Annotated in this window: 15 protein-coding genes; 6 read left to right on the top strand and 9 right to left on the bottom strand. The window is 52.2% G+C overall.

All coding sequences use genetic code 11. The features are described from left to right. Positions 1-72 precede the first annotated feature (72 nt). Entirely contained in the window at positions 73-921 is an 849-nt protein-coding gene (locus ACO064_RS16740; RefSeq protein ID WP_421828402.1) for an AraC family transcriptional regulator, read from the top strand. A 109-nt stretch (positions 922-1,030) separates the two neighbouring features. Here the strand turns inward: ACO064_RS16740 and fcl are convergent, their stop codons facing one another. Then, a complete protein-coding gene (gene fcl, locus ACO064_RS16735; protein ID WP_421828401.1) occupies positions 1,031-1,972 on the bottom strand; it encodes a GDP-L-fucose synthase in 942 nt (313 codons plus the stop codon). 115 nt (positions 1,973-2,087) lie between these two features. Between fcl and ACO064_RS16730 the strand changes: the two genes are divergently transcribed. Continuing rightward, positions 2,088-3,029: a toxin-antitoxin system YwqK family antitoxin gene (locus tag ACO064_RS16730; RefSeq protein ID WP_421828400.1), complete on the top strand. Its 942-nt coding sequence runs from the start codon at positions 2,088-2,090 to the stop codon at positions 3,027-3,029. Between the two features lie 2 nt (positions 3,030-3,031). On the opposite strand, the gene ACO064_RS16725 is transcribed toward ACO064_RS16730, so the two are convergent. The 6 genes from ACO064_RS16725 to ACO064_RS16700 all read right to left on the bottom strand — a co-directional run bounded on the left by ACO064_RS16725 (position 3,032) and on the right by ACO064_RS16700 (position 11,350). Next, positions 3,032-3,661, bottom strand: coding sequence for an SGNH/GDSL hydrolase family protein (locus tag ACO064_RS16725; protein ID WP_421831033.1), 630 nt, complete (start codon positions 3,659-3,661; stop codon positions 3,032-3,034). A gap of 79 nt (positions 3,662-3,740) precedes the next feature. Continuing rightward, a complete protein-coding gene (locus ACO064_RS16720) occupies positions 3,741-4,715 on the bottom strand; it encodes a hypothetical protein (RefSeq protein WP_421828399.1) in 975 nt (324 codons plus the stop codon). A gap of 365 nt (positions 4,716-5,080) precedes the next feature. Next, positions 5,081-8,026 carry a M16 family metallopeptidase gene (locus ACO064_RS16715; protein WP_421828398.1) on the bottom strand — a complete coding sequence of 982 codons (2,946 nt, stop codon included), beginning with the start codon at positions 8,024-8,026 and terminating at the stop codon, positions 5,081-5,083. Positions 8,027-8,144: 118 nt separating this feature from the next. After that, on the bottom strand, positions 8,145-9,239 hold the full coding sequence (locus ACO064_RS16710) for a hypothetical protein (RefSeq protein ID WP_421828397.1): 1,095 nt from the start codon (positions 9,237-9,239) through the stop codon (positions 8,145-8,147). A gap of 21 nt (positions 9,240-9,260) precedes the next feature. After that, complete coding sequence (locus ACO064_RS16705; RefSeq protein ID WP_421828396.1) at positions 9,261-10,985, bottom strand: M56 family metallopeptidase; 1,725 nt, start codon at positions 10,983-10,985, stop codon at positions 9,261-9,263. Between the two features lie 2 nt (positions 10,986-10,987). Beyond that, the gene (locus tag ACO064_RS16700) at positions 10,988-11,350 is read right to left on the bottom strand and encodes a BlaI/MecI/CopY family transcriptional regulator (RefSeq protein ID WP_114404570.1); all 363 of its coding nucleotides are present in this window, start codon (positions 11,348-11,350) and stop codon (positions 10,988-10,990) included. A gap of 205 nt (positions 11,351-11,555) precedes the next feature. Here ACO064_RS16700 and ACO064_RS16695 point away from each other — a divergent pair, with 205 nt between their 5' ends. Further along, positions 11,556-12,029 carry a gliding motility lipoprotein GldH gene (locus tag ACO064_RS16695; RefSeq protein ID WP_114404571.1) on the top strand — a complete coding sequence of 158 codons (474 nt, stop codon included), beginning with the start codon at positions 11,556-11,558 and terminating at the stop codon, positions 12,027-12,029. 1 nt (position 12,030) lies between these two features. After that, on the top strand, positions 12,031-12,660 hold the full coding sequence (locus tag ACO064_RS16690; protein ID WP_421828395.1) for an LON peptidase substrate-binding domain-containing protein: 630 nt from the start codon (positions 12,031-12,033) through the stop codon (positions 12,658-12,660). Between the two features lie 80 nt (positions 12,661-12,740). On the opposite strand, the gene ACO064_RS16685 is transcribed toward ACO064_RS16690, so the two are convergent. Continuing rightward, the gene (locus tag ACO064_RS16685) at positions 12,741-13,874 is read right to left on the bottom strand and encodes an AI-2E family transporter (RefSeq protein ID WP_421828394.1); all 1,134 of its coding nucleotides are present in this window, start codon (positions 13,872-13,874) and stop codon (positions 12,741-12,743) included. Between the two features lie 25 nt (positions 13,875-13,899). Between ACO064_RS16685 and ACO064_RS16680 the strand changes: the two genes are divergently transcribed. Further along, positions 13,900-14,745, top strand: coding sequence for a hypothetical protein (locus ACO064_RS16680; protein WP_421828393.1), 846 nt, complete (start codon positions 13,900-13,902; stop codon positions 14,743-14,745). Between the two features lie 26 nt (positions 14,746-14,771). Here the strand turns inward: ACO064_RS16680 and ACO064_RS16675 are convergent, their stop codons facing one another. Next, positions 14,772-15,764, bottom strand: a complete 993-nt coding sequence (locus ACO064_RS16675) for a glycoside hydrolase family 43 protein (RefSeq protein WP_421828392.1) — start codon at positions 15,762-15,764, stop codon at positions 14,772-14,774. 464 nt (positions 15,765-16,228) lie between these two features. Between ACO064_RS16675 and ACO064_RS16670 the strand changes: the two genes are divergently transcribed. After that, on the top strand, positions 16,229-16,933 hold the full coding sequence (locus ACO064_RS16670) for a response regulator transcription factor (protein WP_114410206.1): 705 nt from the start codon (positions 16,229-16,231) through the stop codon (positions 16,931-16,933). Positions 16,934-16,946: the final 13 nt, after the last annotated feature.

Genomic DNA, 16,946 nt, shown 5'->3' with positions numbered 1-16,946 from the left:
AAAAAGGGGTGGCATTTCATTGGTATAGAGAGTTTAAAAAACGATCCCTAACAACCTGAAACGTTCTTCTGCATGAAACGCTACCTCCAACAAGAACCGCTGCTCGTTCAGCAAGTTGAAACCAGTCAATGGCTTTTGCCGGTTCATACGCACGACTTCTATGAACTCATTCTGATCGGCAAGGGCAGTGGGTACCACATTATCAATGATAACCGCTTCCCGTATACGACGGGCGACGTATATTTTCTCGGCCCTTCAGACCATCACTCCTTCAGCGTGGCAGAAAAGACCCAGTTCTGTTTTCTCACGTTCACCGATGCGTACCTGAGCGGTTTGGTCAACGTCAAAAATACCGTCTGGAAGCGAATCAAAACCTACAGCCTGCACACCACGCACGGTTTTACGGGGAGTCTGGTTACTAATGCGATGGATCAACAGCACCTGAATGCCTTGCTATCTATTCTATTGAGCGAACAAAAAAGCCCCCGCCAGCTTTCTTCACCGATCGTCGATGCCCTGATGGGCGTTATACTGAGCCTGATTGAGCGCCAGATTTCGCAACAACAACTCAAATCGATCCAGACGTCAACGCCTTCTGCCGATCTGATCCCGAAAATTATAGCCTACATCTGTCAGCACATCATGCAGCCCGAATCCCTGCGCATCGAGCAGTTGGCGAATGTTTTCCATTATTCGCCCGGTCATCTGAGTGCGCTGTTCAAGCAGCAGGTTGGCGAATCGTTGCAGCACTACATCATCCAGTATAAACTGAAGCTGGTTGAAAAACGGTTGCGGTTGAGTTCACTGACGGTTTCGCAAATCGCCGACGAGTTCGGGTTTACCGACATCTGCCACCTGAATAAACTCTTCAAACGGTATTACCGGCATACGCCGATGGTCTATCGAAGAGTGCGGGTGTGAGTGTTGTTACACAGAGTTGATCAGAGGAAATCAGAGTTAACCAGAGTTTAAATTATTTTTCTCTGATCAACCCTGATTTCCTCTGATCAACTCTGTGTAATAACCCAAATCACTCCACATACAACTCCACGTTCGCCAGGAAATCCTGGTACGTCCGTTCCACACCATCTTTCAATTCCGTGGTGTGTTTCCAGCCCATGTCGTGAAGACGTGAGACGTCCATCAGTTTGCGGGGGGTGCCATCGGGTTTGTCGGTATTCCAGCGAACTTCGCCTTCGTAGCCCACCACCTGCTGCACCTGTTCCACCAACTCCCGGATCGTGACGTCTTCGCCGGTGCCAACGTTCACAAACAGCGCTTCGTCGTAGTTCTGCAACAGGAAAAAACACGCGTCGGCCAGGTCATCGGCGTGCAGGAATTCCCGGCGCGGTGTGCCCGTCCCCCACACTTCCACAAACGGCTGGTCGTTGACCTTGGCTTCGTGAAATTTGCGAATCAGAGCTGGCAACACGTGCGAACCCTGCAAATCGTAATTGTCGTTTGGCCCGTAGAGATTGGTCGGCATGGCCGAAATGAAATTGCAACCATACTGACTGCGGTAGGCTTCACACAGCTTGATCCCGGTTATTTTGGCGATGGCGTAGGGCTCGTTGGTCGGTTCCAGAAAACCGCTCAGCAAATATTCCTCTTTCAACGGCTGGGGAGCCAGTTTTGGATAAATGCAGGACGAACCCAGAAACAGCAGTTTCTTGACGCCAGCCACGTAGGAATAATGAATGATGTTGGCTTCAATCAGCAGGTTGTCATACAGAAATTCGGCCCGATAGGTGTTATTAGCGACAATACCGCCCACTTTGGCCGCAGCCAGCACCACGTAATCCGGCTTTTCGATTTGAAAGAAATCTTCGACCGCGGCCTGATTGCGCAGATCCAGCTCCGACGAGGTGCGAACCAGCAGATTTTCAAATCCTTCCGACTGTAATTTCCGAACGATGGCCGATCCAACCATGCCCCGGTGACCAGCTACGTATATTTTAGCGTCTTTTTCCACAATTCAGTATTTTAGTACTAAAGTTAGGCACGGTTTCTGACAAAATAAAACCACATCAAAAACGTTGCATTGATAAGGTTAAACCGGCTCAGCCGCTGAGACTGATTTACGCTGCATGAAACGAATTACGATACTTGGGTTATTGCTGGGTAGCGGGCTGGTGGGAACAGCCCAGACGACTACTTCGCCCGTTCAGAACTCCTTCACCACCTCGCAGGCACCGGTTACGGAGAAGTCGGCCAAGGGCGACAAACCCGGCCTGTCGCTGGTGCCAACGGGTGTAGAGAATCTGGTGAGCGAAACACTGCCCGATCTGGGGCTAAAAGTCAAGCAATTCAAGAAAGACCAGAAGGATAAATCCGAACGCAAGAAAAAGCAAAAGCTGGCCCGGACGGAATACGAAGGCATCCCGATTGTTGAACAATACACGAAGTTTGGCAGTGGCGACCGCACCATCATCGAGAAGTTTACGGTTTTGAAGCAATACCGCCAGCCGAATGCCTACGTCCGCGAAACCTACTGGTTTGACCCCAAAGCGCAGCGGATTTCGTCGGCACTGATCAAAGACAAGGAAAAGGTCATGATCATGCACGGGCCGTATAAGCGGTATCAGAACGGAATTCTGCTCGAAGAAGGCTACTATTACGTGGGTGCCAAAGACGGCCGCTGGGAAAAATACGACGCCAATTATAAACTCCTCGATAAGCAAAAATGGGATCGCGGTTTTCCCGCCGAATCCGAGATTACGTATTACGATTCCGCGCATACGAAAGTCAAGGAAGTGTTGCCGAAGGAGTTTGGGAAAGTCAACGGGCAGTATATGGCGTTCTACGAAGGGGGCCAACTGGCGGCTGAAGGCAAGTATGACAACGGCGTGAAAGTCGGTCGCTGGATCGAATACTACCAGTTCCGGCGGCAACGCAAGAAAATCACCCAATACGGCCGCGACCGCTGGACCGAAGAATTCGAACCGTACGTCATCAGCGAGTGGGACGACAAAGGGAAGGTCACCTACGAACGTCCGAAAGAAAAAGAGGTCGCGGAAGACGATCAGTAAACTTACAGCAATTTCTTCACCACCGACAGGGCTTTTTCGGCCCACTGGCGGTATTGTTTCCCCGAAAAATGCAACCCGTCTTCGGCAATTTGCGACGAATCACCGGCCGCCATGCGCGACGTTGGTGTAATATCGACGTACACGATACCGGCTTTTTTGCATTCATCCAGCGCCACGGCATTGAAGGCGTCAATTTCTTTCGCAATCTGCATTCGGTCCCGACCCGACCCGGCGGCATAGGGCGTTACGCCCCAATCAGGAATGGATAGCACAAAAACCCGCCCCGGTTTTCCTCCGGCAAAGCGAGTAGCGGTTTGCAGCAAAGCCCGAAATTCCGTGCGGTATCGCTCGACGTCCTGCCCCCGGTATTGGTTGTTGACCCCAATCAGGAACGACACCAGTTGGTACGTTTTCTGGTTTCCGCTCTGTCTGATCGCATCGCTCAATTCGCTGGTAGTCCAGCCCGTCCGGGCGATGATGTCGGGGTCGGTGATTGTTAAACCGTCTCTTCGCAGCAAACCGGCCAGCAAGACGCTCCAGCGGTCGGCTTCCGGAACGCTCTCGCCAATGGTGTAGGAATCGCCGAGGGCGAGGTAGTTGGCGTCAGTCGACGCGCCGGGCTTGGTTGTCATAAGGTCGTCTTCGGCACCGGGTTGGGCGCAGGCCAGAAGGAGAGAAAGAAACAATAGCGTCACGCAGGAGCGTAAAACGTTAAAAGTCACCAGAATAAAACGGGCTGAAAACGTAATAACTGCTGTCGCGTTTGGCCCGTTTGGGCGCGGTTTTGATAAGAAGTGCATACCGGCTTTGGCGTTTTTCAGTCCGCATCCAGTTCGTAAAGGGCCGTTCGTGGGTATAAAGCCGGTCTACTTCGCGGACATGCACGGTTTCCACCTCTTTCGGATCAACCGGAATGCCGTTGATGAAGACGTCGATGTCGTTGATAAACTCCTCCTGAATTTTCAGGTGCTGGTTTTTCGTCCGTTTCACAAATACGTCTTTATAGCCAAAAAAGGTGGCTTCCAGCAGTTTATTCATCGTATACGTGTGCGTAACGCCCAGCGGATGATCCGACATCCCCGCAGCCTTCAGCATCGCGACCAACTGCTGCCGCTCCGGCCCCATCGGAATGGATTGCTTGCTGATTTGAATCAATATACGATACGGATTGGGATCCGGATTGTCGATGCCGTCAAACTGGTGCAGAACGAAAAGCTCCTCGACGTAGTCAATTTTCAGCTTCGCCAGCAGGGCCGCCGATACCGGTTGGCCGTTGATGTATACCAGCGCCTGGGCTTTGTAGTTTTCTGCCAGCGTCAGAACGCTGTCTTTCAGGTTGATAATAAACGGGGCGTTGAATTGGAGAACAGTTGCGGTTTTGAGCTTGTTTTTCCGTTGGTAGTATGTCAATGACCGGCCCCAGAGCGGACCGTCTTCCAGTTTGGTCACCAGAATGCGGGTCGGGTTGATCAACGGAAAATCGGGGCGATGGGTTACGCTCACTTCGCTGGTGGTCTGCTCGCTCTGACACGCCATCACCATCAGAACCGTCGCGATCCAAAGGAGCATATACCGCCACCAGGCTTCATCCGAACGGGCCTGGTTCATCATCTGAATCCGGTTTTTCAACCCGGCGTATTCAAAGTGGTTCGTGAACCGGTAGCGATAGGGGCCTTTGTGCTTCATGATCAGCTCTTTGCCAGAAAGATACGCACATTGATAAAGTTAGTCAAAATAGCCCTGAATTCCCTAATTCGGTTTCAAAAAAAAACGTTCTTTAACCTTCCCCTGGTTGATTGATTTAAACAAAATAACCGCCGGATTGAATGTTTATCAGCCCACAGCTTTAGCTGTGGGAAGTTGAAACGAAACCGAATCGTCACGGAACCGTTTTAACGGTTTGCTGGCCGATAAAACCGTTAAAACGGTTTTGGTACCAGGCAGAATTTTCGCTATACCCACAGCTAAAGCTATGGGCTGATCAGCCAAACATGAATCCGGCGTTTATTTCGTTTAAATCAATTAACCGGGGTAGATGAACAACGCGGGGTTTAATACCCGAAAATCTCCTCCAGCGACACCTTTTTTACGTTGCCATATTGTCTCAACTGATCGGCGTTTACCCGTTTTTCCGAGGCCACAATGCAATAGGTATACGGTTTGTTGGCTAAATGCTCATCACTGAATTTCTTCAGATCAGTATAGCTCAACTGGTCGAGGGCGTCGTAAATTTTCTGGCGTTCGTCATAGTCCAGACCTTTTTCTTCGGCGGCCAGATAACTGTAAATCACGGCGTCCTGCAAAACCCGCTCGGTTTCATAGCCTTTTTTCATCCCTTTCCGGGCCGCATCCAACGCCACCGGCGATTCGGGCAGGGCATTCAGCAACTCATTCATCCCCGCAACGGCTTCGGGCAGTTTGTCGGCCTGGCTACCGATGTAACCGATGAGCGTATACTGCTCGTCTTTCTTGGCGGGTGTGTCATAATACGCATACGTCGAATAGGCCAGCGCTTTCGATTCGCGGAGCGTCTGGAACACCACCGAGGCCATGCCGCCCCCAAAATAGTTGTTGAAAAACTCGACCACCGGGGTTTGGGCCGGATCATAGGCCCGGGTGTTGCGCACCCACGAGATTTCGGACTGCACCATATCGTAATCCGCAAACAAAACCTGGTTTTCATTCTGCGCAACCTGCCTAAAAGCCCGCTTCGTGGGAACGGCGGCAAACGTCGCGGGCAGTTTGTGCAGGGTTACGATCTGTTTTTCAAAAACCGCCAGCGGTTTCGGCCCGTAGTAGATGATCTGATGCGGCAAATTGACCAGATTATGCAGGAACGCAACCAAGTCCGCAGCCGTCACTTTTTGCAGTTCGTCGTTGGTCAACTGGTTGTTGAACGGATTTTGAGGGCCATACTGCGCGTATTGCATCAACCCCTGCATGATCGTCTCTTTGCTCAGTTTGGCGTCGGAGCGTTGTTTCAACACCCGTCCTTTGAGTTCTTCCAGGGCTTTTTCATTGGGTTTACAGGTTCTCAGCAGCGTTTCGAGCAGTTTCACGGCCGGCTCAAAATTTTCCTGCAAGCCACTCAACCGGATGGTGGTGTATTCGTTGCCGGGCTGAATGGAGTAGCTACAGGCCAGGCTGTAAAACTCGGTACTCACCTGTTCGGCGCTCAGCTTGTCCGTGCTCAGAAAAGCCAGGTATTGCGTCGCCAGGCCCAGCAGTTTGCTGTGGTAGGTCCCTATTTTCAGCCGGTAGCCCAGCCGGAAAATCTCGTTTTCCACATTGGCGGCATACAGCACGTCCGCCATTCCGGCTTTGCCGCGTTTCACATCTTTCTTGTAATCGAGCCACACCGGTTTGATCGGGGCCATCGGCAGGTCGTTGACGGTTTGCAGAAACGGTGATTGCTTGTCGGTATTGGTAGCAACGGGCGTAATGGCCGGTTTTTCTACTTTCTGAATGCTCTTGTCCTCGCCTTTCCGTTTGTAAACCACCACGTAATTGTCTTTAAACCACTGATTGGCAAAGGCCACCACGTCTTTTTTCGTGATTTTGCTCATCTCGTCCAGGCGACGCGTGTAGTCGACCCAGCTTTCGCCTTTGTCATTCACGAACGCATCCAGCATCGGAGCCACCCGGCTGTAGTTGTTTTCCAGACCCCGGATGGCGTTCAGTTTGTAGTTGTTGACGATGGCCCGCAGGATTTTCTCACCGAACTCGCCCCGCTTCAGTTTCTCCACCTGCCCAATCAGCAAGTCTTTTACTTCTTCCAGCGTCTGCTCTTTTTTGGGTCGGCCCGACATCGTCCAGATGGAATAATCCTTCAGTTTTTCGATGGTCGAGCCACCGCCCAGAATCTTTTGTTGTTTGTTGAGGTTGAGGTCGATCAGACCAGCCGCCGAGTTCGACATCACCTCGTCGGCCAGCGTCGCCAGCAGCGATGACCGCACGTCGAGCACACCGGGCAGCCGGTAGCCAATCCGGACGTTGTCGGGTGTGGGGCCAAACACTTCCCGGGTTTGAATCCGGGTCAGCGGGGCTTCGGGCGCCGGATTGTAAAGCGTTACCGCTTTCGGTTGCCAGTAGCTGAATTTCTCGTCAATTTTTTTGATGACCTCATCCGGGTTCAGATCCCCCGCCATGATGATGGCCATGTTGTTCGGTACGTAGTAGGTATTGAAATATTTCCGAATTTCGAGCAGCGACGGATTTTTGAGGTGTTCGACGGTTCCGATGGTGGTTTGCTGCCCGTAGTTATGAACCGGAAACAAAGCTGCCATCAGGGTTTCTTCCACTTTCCAGGGATCGTTGTCCAGACTCCGGTTTTTTTCTTCGTACACCGCTTCCAGCTCGGTGTGAAAAATGCGCAGGACCGGATTGCGGAACCGCTCGGCCTGCAACGTCAGGTAGCGGTCGATGGCGTTGGCAGGAATGTCTTCGAGGTAGCAGGTGACTTCATAACTGGTGAACGCATTGGAATTCTGCCCCCCCATGTTGGCAATCATTTTATCGTACTCATTGGCAATGGCAAACTTCGCAGCCTCACCCGATTTCTGGTCAATTTCCCGGTAAATGGCTTTCCGCTGAACGGTGTCCGTCGTTTGGTTGTAACGTTCATACAGCGCATCAATCTGATCGAGCAGCGGTTTTTCCTTCGCCCAGTCCAGACTGCCGTAGCGATCGGTGCCTTTGAACAGCATGTGTTCGAGGTAATGCGCCAGCCCGGTATTGCTGCGCGGATCGGTGTTAGAACCGGCCCGCGTCGGCATGAACGAGAAGATGCGCGGTTCTTTTTTATTGACACTCAGAATAACCGTCAGTTGGTTTTTGAGGGTATAAAACCGGGTTTGCATCGGGTCGTTGGTGACGTAGCGATACGTATAGCCGTTGCTGGTGGCGGTTTTCCATTCGGTAGCCGCGCCGGTTTTCTGGCCCATTGTTGACGGCACAATTACCAGCAACAGGCTCAGCGATAACAGAAATTGTTTCATTTTCAGGGAAGTAAACTTACGTTGTATAGATGGGAACACGAATTGGGCGGATCGAACGGATTTCACAGATTAAATTTTTGATCCGTTTCATCCGTTAAATCCGCGTTCCCATCAAACACTATTGGCTGAGGAAAAGCTGAACATACCGCTTTTTCCGGCCCGGTCCGGCGGATTCATCCCGAACATCGTTGATAATGACCGTATGAAGCTGCTTCGGATCAAACATCGCTATCTGGTCGGCACTCACCGCCTGTCCATCGATAAACACCGCAACACTTTCCGGATGATAAAGCTGAAGCTGTCCACTGGCATTGATAAAGACGCCCAGATTCTCGTTTCTTCGACCCGGATTTGCGCGTAGCCACTCCCCTTTTACGGTCGAACGGCTGCCCGCCATAAATTTCTGATTTTTCTGAATTAAATACGCCATTCGGCTTTCGGTCACCAAGCCCGCAATAGACGCTTCGTCTTCTTTCACGACCTGGGACAATACATCCGGCATTCCAGAACTGGCCATGCCCATTCCCAGCGAACCGCTCTCGGCCAGATAGCCGCCAATCGACTTGATCGGTTCGCCAGTCTCATCCCCATTGGATGTTGAACCGGAACTACCATTCGGTTTATGAACCTTGACGCCAATGGCATTGATATAGACCTGAAACGGATCGAATTTGAGGTGCGTAAAATCGAAGGTAAACTGGGATTGTTCTTCAATCGTTTGTTTCAATTCCGAAAGATCTTTGAAAGACATTTTGGGCGTAATGACCCAGTACAGCAACTTCCCTTCCCGAACAACATATCGGCTTTGTTTTTCCGTATTGACTACCGGTATTTCATCAAAAACCTGCGCTGAATCGGGAATCGCCACGGATTTTTCGACCAGTTCCTCCACCGGTTTCGGAACGATTTTCAAATCGGATTCCGTGGGCGAATCAGCCTGGTCAACCACCGCAGAAAAAACGAGTGTGGGCTTCGCTTTCACTGTCGGTTTTTTCTTTACCACCGCCAACGACGGTTTTTTCGGCTTTTCCACCGCAGCCATTGTCGTCACCAGCCCCGTAACGGTAAACAACACAAGATAAACCAGCCACGACCGACCGGATTGGGATGCCTGGTTCATCATCTGAATGCGGTTTTTCAAAAACCGGGGACCGAACTGATTGACGAAGCTGAACTGCTCCGGGTGCTGCCGAAAAATACCATTCGTTTTCATACGCGGGTTCAGAAAAACCGATTAATCCGCCAGCAACTGGCTTTTGGTTGTAACCACCACAAGGCCCTTGGTCGTGAACATCGGCTTGACCATACCCGCCGATCCTTTGTCGAAAACCGCCACCGAAATCTTGTCGTCGGCAGACAGTTCCCGAAACGCCTGGTACGAACCCCGCTTGCCGTCGATCAGAAACGTAAACTGGGTAAGTTGTTCCGGCGAGAGTGTTTTCTTGTACAGAAGCTGGCGGCCCATCGCCATCACCTCCGGATTGGCCGAAAAAACCGCATCCAGAATTTTTCCGTCGATCAGCGTGGCCCCGTAGCGCCCGGTTTTGCCAAACCGCTCCATGGCTTCCTGCGCCGTCAGCACCGTGCGTTTGTAGTCGGACACGGAGCCAAAGCCAAACGGCTGGCCCGGACGCAGGTTCAGTACCCGGCCATTGAGCACCACCACCGGTTTTTCGTGTTCCCAAATCGAAAACAAGGTGTCGGGCAACTGGATCACCCGCCGGGTGGTCTGCACCACAAACGGCTTCGACGGGTCGGGCTGAATCGCCGTGATCACAAAGGGCGGTATTTGATTGAGTGTCCGGGCGACGACCTGTTTGCCATTTTTCACTTCCACCGAGATATGATCGATCTGGCCGGAGCGATTGACATCGGCCTGATACCGCATCGTGATGCCCCGTTCCGCAAAAACCGCCTGCATCACGTCCAGATCCTGTACCGAAGTAACCGCCGTAATCAATCCGAATACGCCAAACCGGTTGTCGACCACGTACCGGGAAACGGTTTGGGGCGTGGTAAAGGCCGAACACGAGAGGACAATGCTAACGCTAAAAAGCAGGTAGGTTTGCCACCCCCGGTTCGACCGGGGCCGGTTCATCATCGAAATCCGGCTTTTGAGTTGCGGCTGATTGAACGAATTGGTCGCCGGTCGGACGGGAATCGGCGTTTCGCCCGAGAGGCTGGCTTTCAGCAGGTAATACTGGTATTTTTTCTTCTCGATGCCTTCGTCCAGCACTTCCCGGTCGACCAGGTATTCCAGATTTTCCTGCACGAGCCGCTGGTGCCACCAGGCAAAGGGATTGAACCAGAAAACAACCCGCAGCCATTCGGCCAGCAGCATATCCAGGCTGTGCCACTGCCGGCAATGCACCCGTTCGTGGAGCAGAATCTGGTCGAATTCGTCCTGTTCATACAGTTCCGGATTGAGAATCACCCAGCGAAAAAAGGAAAAAGGAGCCCCCACCTCCGCGTTGACCACCAGCCAGACATCGCCTTCCCACGACCGCTCCGAGCGCGCAATCAGCCGCGCCAGCGACACAAGTTGCACCAGCAGCCGCCCGGCCAGAAAGATTACCCCTGCCAGATACACCCACAGCGCCAGTTTTGGTCCCGTAATGGTCGGTTCTTCCGGCTGGATTTCCGGAACGACAGCCGGTACCTGAGCGGGCGGTTTTTGAAACTGGGGCGCGGGTTGGGACGGTTTAAGCCGCGACCAGTCCAGGACTCTCCAGTCCGGAACCCGCAGGTTCGGGACGGTTTGCTGCACCAGATTCCGGACGGGCGCGGGCCGGAAGTCGGGTAATTCGACCAACGGCAACACCAACGCCAGCGCCACGTTCAGCCCGAGCAAATACCGGTTGAGGCCAAACCAGGTGGCCCGGCGCAACAACAGCCGGTAGCAGAGCGTCAGCACCGCCAGAATCAGACCCGCTTGCAGGAGGTAAATCAACAGGCTCATGGCTACTGCCCCTTCTCGATCATCGTGATGATTTCTTTCAATTCGTCTACCGAAATTTTATCCTTTTTGGCAAAGTAGCTCACCAGGTTTTTGTAGGAATCATCGAAATAATCCGACACGACTTTCTTCAGCACAAAGCGGTTCTGGTAGTCTTCCTTGCTGATAATCGGGTAGTATTCGTGGGTATTGCCATACGCCTGATGGCCGACATACCCTTTTTCCTCCAGATTCCGGATAATGGTTGAAACGGTGTTGTAATGCAGGGGCGGGTCGGTGAAATAGGCCAGCATGTCTTTTACAAAGGACTGCTCGACTTTCCACAAAACCTGCATGATCTCTTCTTCTTTGGCAGTTAACTTTTCCATCGCGCTTATTTTAGGTTAACAAAGTTCTGTCCGGATCAAAAACCGGTGACCATTTAGAAGGTCCTGACTCCATAATGACGAATATAGAACGGTTTGCGTAGCTTGCAAACTATTTTCGTAGTTTTTTATTCTGATCCCCGGCCACGGCCTTAATTTGAATCTACGCGGGAGGGTCGTAGTTTTGTGTAAAGACAGCTTACGCTCCATGAAGAAATTACCGATAGGATTACTGGCCGGATTGTGGCTGCTGCTGGCGGGTTGCGACGAAAAGGCGGTTTATAAAGGAATCGATGACATCGAAGACGGCACCTGGTACATCAAAAATACGCCGGAGTTCACGTTTGAAATTGCCGATACGACGGTCACCTATTCCGTTTATTACAACATCCGGAACAGTGTTTCGTATCCGTACTACAACCTGTACATCCGTCGTTATTTGCTGGACGGAACCGGAAAAATGCTGGAGTCGAAACAGGACGAATTGACGCTGCTCGACCCAAAAACCGGAAAACCGTATGGCGACGGTCTGGGCGATCTGTTCGATCACCGGATCAGCATGATGAAAAAATACCGTTTTCCCCGGAGTGGAAAATACACGATCCGCTTGCGGCAATACATGCGCCAGAACCCCCTGCCGGAGATTTACAGCGTGGGCGTGACGGTGGAAAAAGACTTGTAGTATGGAAATTTATTTGCCTCTCTTCCCGCTGAACCTGGTTGTGTATCCCAACGAAGATCTCAACCTGCACATTTTTGAAGAACGCTACCGGCAGTTGATCGCGGAATGCCTGGAAAAAGGCCAAACCTTTGGTATTCCGGCGTTTATCAACAACAAACTGCCCGGCTACGGCACCGAAATGAGCGTTACCTCGCTGCACAAACGCTACGACGACGGCCGAATGGACATCAAATCGAAAGGACTCCGGATTTTTCGGGTTGCCAACTTCGAAAATCCGTCGCCGGGAAAACTCTACGCGGGCGGCACCGTGCAGGTGGTGGAAGTTGAACCCGAAATGGGCGACCACCTGGATGAACTGATTGTCAAACTGACCCGGCTATACCGACTGCTGCAGATCAAATCCGAAATCGACGAAGAAACACCCCTCCTATCCTTTCGGGTAGCGCACAAAATCGGTTTGTCGGTTGAGGAAGAATACGAACTGCTGACGATCGACCACGAAAACGAACGCCAGCGGTTTCTGATCCGCCACCTCGACCGGGTGTTGCCGGTGGTTTCGGAAATGGAACGCACCAAAGACCGCATTAAGATGAACGGCCATTTCAAGAATCTGGACCCGTTGAAGTTTTAATATAGCCCCTAAATCCCCTGAAGGGGACTTGGCATCCGGTTTAAGCTGTGTCCAAGTCCCCTTCAGGGGATTTAGGGATCTTAGTCCACCAAATCCTTGACCTTTTTCGGCAGCTTGTCCGTCAACTCCTTGACGTTCATTGGTTTTTTCGGGCGTTCGGCTTCACCCAACAGGAAACCGTATGGTTTGAGCGGTTCGACGGCATCGAAGACCACTTTGAGAATGGCCGTCATGGGCAGCGCCAGAATCAGGCCGGTCACGCCCCACAACTGCCCCCAGAGTAACAGGACGATAATGGCCGCCAGCGGGTTGATGCTGACTTTAGAACCCACGATGTAGGGCGTGATGAAGTTGCCTTCCAGAATCTGAACGAACGAAAACACGCCGATAACACCCAGGGCAACCAGCGGATTGTCGTGGGTGAGCAGCGTGAACAGCGCCGGCAACAACGAGCCGATCAGAATGCCGATGTATGGAATCAGGATCATGAACGCGCCCAGAAATCCGAAAAAGACGGCATAATCGATGCCTAAAATCAGCAGCCCGACGGTGTTCAGTACGCCCACAATGATGATGACAAGTACCAGTCCGACCAGGTAATCCTTGACAACGGTGTAGATGCGGCCAAAAACAACGTCGATCTTGGCTCGTTTCGTGCTTTTGAATACTTTGTAGAAAAACGACCGGAAGAAGTCGCGGTATAGCATCAGAAAGAAAATATACAACGGCACAATCGAGATGGTCGACAGCGTGTTGGTGGTAGCCAGCAAGGTGGACGTCAGAAAAGAACCGCTTTCGCGTATCAGGTTGTTGACGTAACTCCGGGCCTCGGCCACCATTCTTGAGCGTTCGATGTGAAACCGGTCTTCCCCGAACGTCTGCAGCCTGTCCAGAATCTGATTACCCCGTTCGAGCAATTTGGGCGCTTCGCTGGTGAAACTGGAAATTTGCAGGGAAATGAGGTAAAAGAGCAGGTAAAAGAAGCCGATCATGATCACCAGACAAATCAGAATGGCCGGTACGCGCGGCACCCGCCAACCTTCGAGCCGGTGGTTGATCGGATACAGGATCATGGCGAATAGTATCGAAAAAACCAGTGGTACGATCAGTTCCTGCATGGCCGACAGCCAGTAGACCAGAATCGTCAGCACAATCATGATGCAGGCAAACCGGACGTACGACGGTAGATTGACTTCAGGTAATTTGTTTTCCATATTTTTAGGTGCGGTATTCGAAATTATGACCTCTTTTCTTCTGTTTTTATTTTCGCTTAAAGTGGCCCTTTGCTCCTGCCACACGGAGAACAAACGCAGCGGTTTTCGCAGCGGGCGGGCTCAGTATGCGGTTTCGCGGGTGGGGCGGCTGGCACCGGTGGTCAACGAAAGTTCGGGGCTGTCGTATCGGGTCGGTCGCAACACGTTCTGGACGCACAACGACAGCGGGGGCCTACCCACACTCTACGAAGTGGCCCGCGACGGGTCGCTCGTCGATTCGCTGCCCCTGCCGATGCTGAAAAACCGGGATTGGGAAGCCCTGGCGAGCCAGGACACCACGGCGGTGTTCATCGGCGACATCGGCAATAATGCCAACGCCCGAACGGATCTCCGCATTTACCGGATCAATCCCAAACAACCTAACGATTTTCAGACCATTCCGTTTCATTACGCCCGGCAGAAATCCTTTCCGGCGTCGAAAGATACGCGTAATTTCGACAGTGAGGCCCTTTTTACCGCCAAAGACAGCTTGTTTCTGGTGTCAAAAAACCGGTCGCAACCCCGGCGGCTGGTCAACCTCTACGGGATGCCCGCCCAGGGCGGGGACCACGCCCTCGTTCCCACCGACAGCATTTTTCTAAAAAGCATGGTGACCGATGCCGCCCTCAGCCCCGACGGCCAGACGCTGGCGGTGTTGACCTACGGCAAGATTTTCTTGTTTGAGCAGAAAAATAACCGCATCGATTTTCAGCATCCGACGCGCTGCCTCCGGATTCCACGGGGGCAAACCGAAGGGCTGGTGTTTGTGAACAACACGGATCTGGTGATGACGAATGAACGGGGAAGGATGTATTTGATTCGGAGAAAGTAGAAATTCCTACAAATGCCCGCCTATGACTAAGGCAAATAAGGCTTCCCGACCACCAGTTTATCACCCGAAAAGTCTACTTCGAACAAATGCGGAACCCGGTGCGTACGACCGTTCGTGCTTTTATGGCTGTGAAGCGACATCAACCAGGTGCCATTCAGGGTCCGAAACAACATGCCGTGACCGTAATTGGGCGGGGTGATGGGCTCTTTTTCGTGGAGCCAGGGGCCATCCAGCGTGCCGCTTTTCGAATAGGCAATGCCCTGTGTATAGACATCCCCGATCCAACTCGTCCAGAGCATGGCCAGCCTGCCGGTTCCGGTGCGGAATACATACGGCCCGTCGGTCACTTTGTTGGGGCCATTCCCGCCATTCTCCCGACTCCAGGGGCTTTCGCTGGCCCGAAACAGCAGTTTTCCTTCGCCAATCGACCCGCTTAAATCCGGTTTCAGTTCGATTTTCTCAATCGTTCCATTCAGGTTTTGCAGCCATTCGTAACAATAAACCATATACGGTTTTCCGTCCTTCTCCACCCACAAGGTGCCATCCAGCGTTGGCTTATCGGCAGGCAGGTAGGTAGGGTCTTTCATGGGAACGTAAGGCCCTTCCGGCTGATCACTCACCAAAACATGGCTGGCCCGGCGTTCGATGATGTTTTCGCCGACTGTATCGATTTTCACCGCCCGGTTGGTGAAGGTGGCAAAATAGTAGTATTTGTCTTTGTACTGATGCAGTTCGGCCGCCCAGATCATCGGGTTTGATCCCATCCAGGACTCAGGATCAGTGTGGGTTACTTTGAAAGGGCCGGTCCATTTTTTCAGGTCTTTGCTTTTCCACAGCATGCCCCCCGTACCGGTCATGTAGTATGTTGAGGTATTTTTGTCCGCCAAAATAAACGGGTCGCTCAGGCGAATGGAATCCAGTGGCACATCCTGACGAAGCACAGGCGCCCGGTTTTGCGAAAAAACCGGGGTCAGGTAAACGGTAATCAGGGCGACGATCAATACGGCTTTTTTAAGCATGGGGTTGCGGTCTGTTCATGATCGGACAATTCAGTTTTTTTCAGCGATTTATCACGCTAAATGGATTAGAAGTTGTTTGAATGAAGGCCGGAGGCCTGTCCTGTCACTAGTCCACAGCCGATAGCAACTCGTGGTAGCTCCGGAGGAGCGGTCTAAAAACATCTTCAGGCCGCTCCTCCGGAGCTACCACGAGTTGCTGTCGGCTGTGGACTAGTGACAGACCGCCCTTCCAGGGCTCTCCCCGGTTAACTCAACCAGTTTGTTACTATTTTAGTCGTTTTAACCGAAAGTACTAAAGAATACCTTCCGGTTTACCCATCTAATCGACCCTTTTTTTGAATGGCTTCGTATTATACCGGGTAACGCCACTGCGTGTTAAGTTTTTGTTAACAATAGAGTTAACTTCGTAAAATTGCTGACACAGCGCGTACCTTCGATCCCGAATTACACCAACAAACCTGAGAATGAGTGCCACGAAGACTTCCCAACAACTCCACCGTGTGCTGGTGGTCGACGACGACCCCGATATTGTCGAGTTGTTGCAATACAATCTGGAGAAAGAAGGGTACGACGTCCGCACTGCGCCCGATGGCCGAAAAGCCCTCGACACCGCCCGCTCGTTTGTTCCCGAACTGGTGTTGCTCGATATCATGATGCCGCAACTCGACGGCATCGAAACGGGCCGCCAACTCCGCAATTTGCCTGATCTGCGCCAAACGTTTATTCTTTACCTCACCGCCCGTTCCGAGGAATATTCGGAAGTGGCCGCCTTTGAAATCGGGGCCGACGACTACATCACGAAGCCCATCAAACCGCGCGCGCTGATGAGCCGCATCAACGCCCTCTTCCGGCGAGAAGCCCAGAAAGCCGATCCGGGCGAGAAAATCGAAATCGGCGGACTGGTCATCAACCGCCTGAACTACACCGTGACCACCGGCGACAAAACCGTCGTGCTGCCCAAAAAAGAGTTCGAACTGCTGTTTTTCCTCGCGCTGTCGCCCAACAAAGTGTTTGGCCGGGAAGAATTGCTGCAAAAAATCTGGGGCGTCGATATCTACGTCCTCGAACGCACCGTCGATGTACACATCCGGAAATTGCGGGAAAAAATCGGCGAAACCTACATCAAAACCCTGAAAGGCGTCGGATACATGTTCAATGATGAAGGTTAAGCGGTTATCTTTA

It is taken from the genome of Larkinella sp., from assembly GCF_965227735.1.
Classification (GTDB): Bacteria; Bacteroidota; Bacteroidia; order Cytophagales; family Spirosomataceae; genus Larkinella.
The sequence above is the reverse complement of the archived record's forward strand: the minus strand, read 5'-3'. Positions and strand labels throughout refer to the sequence as shown.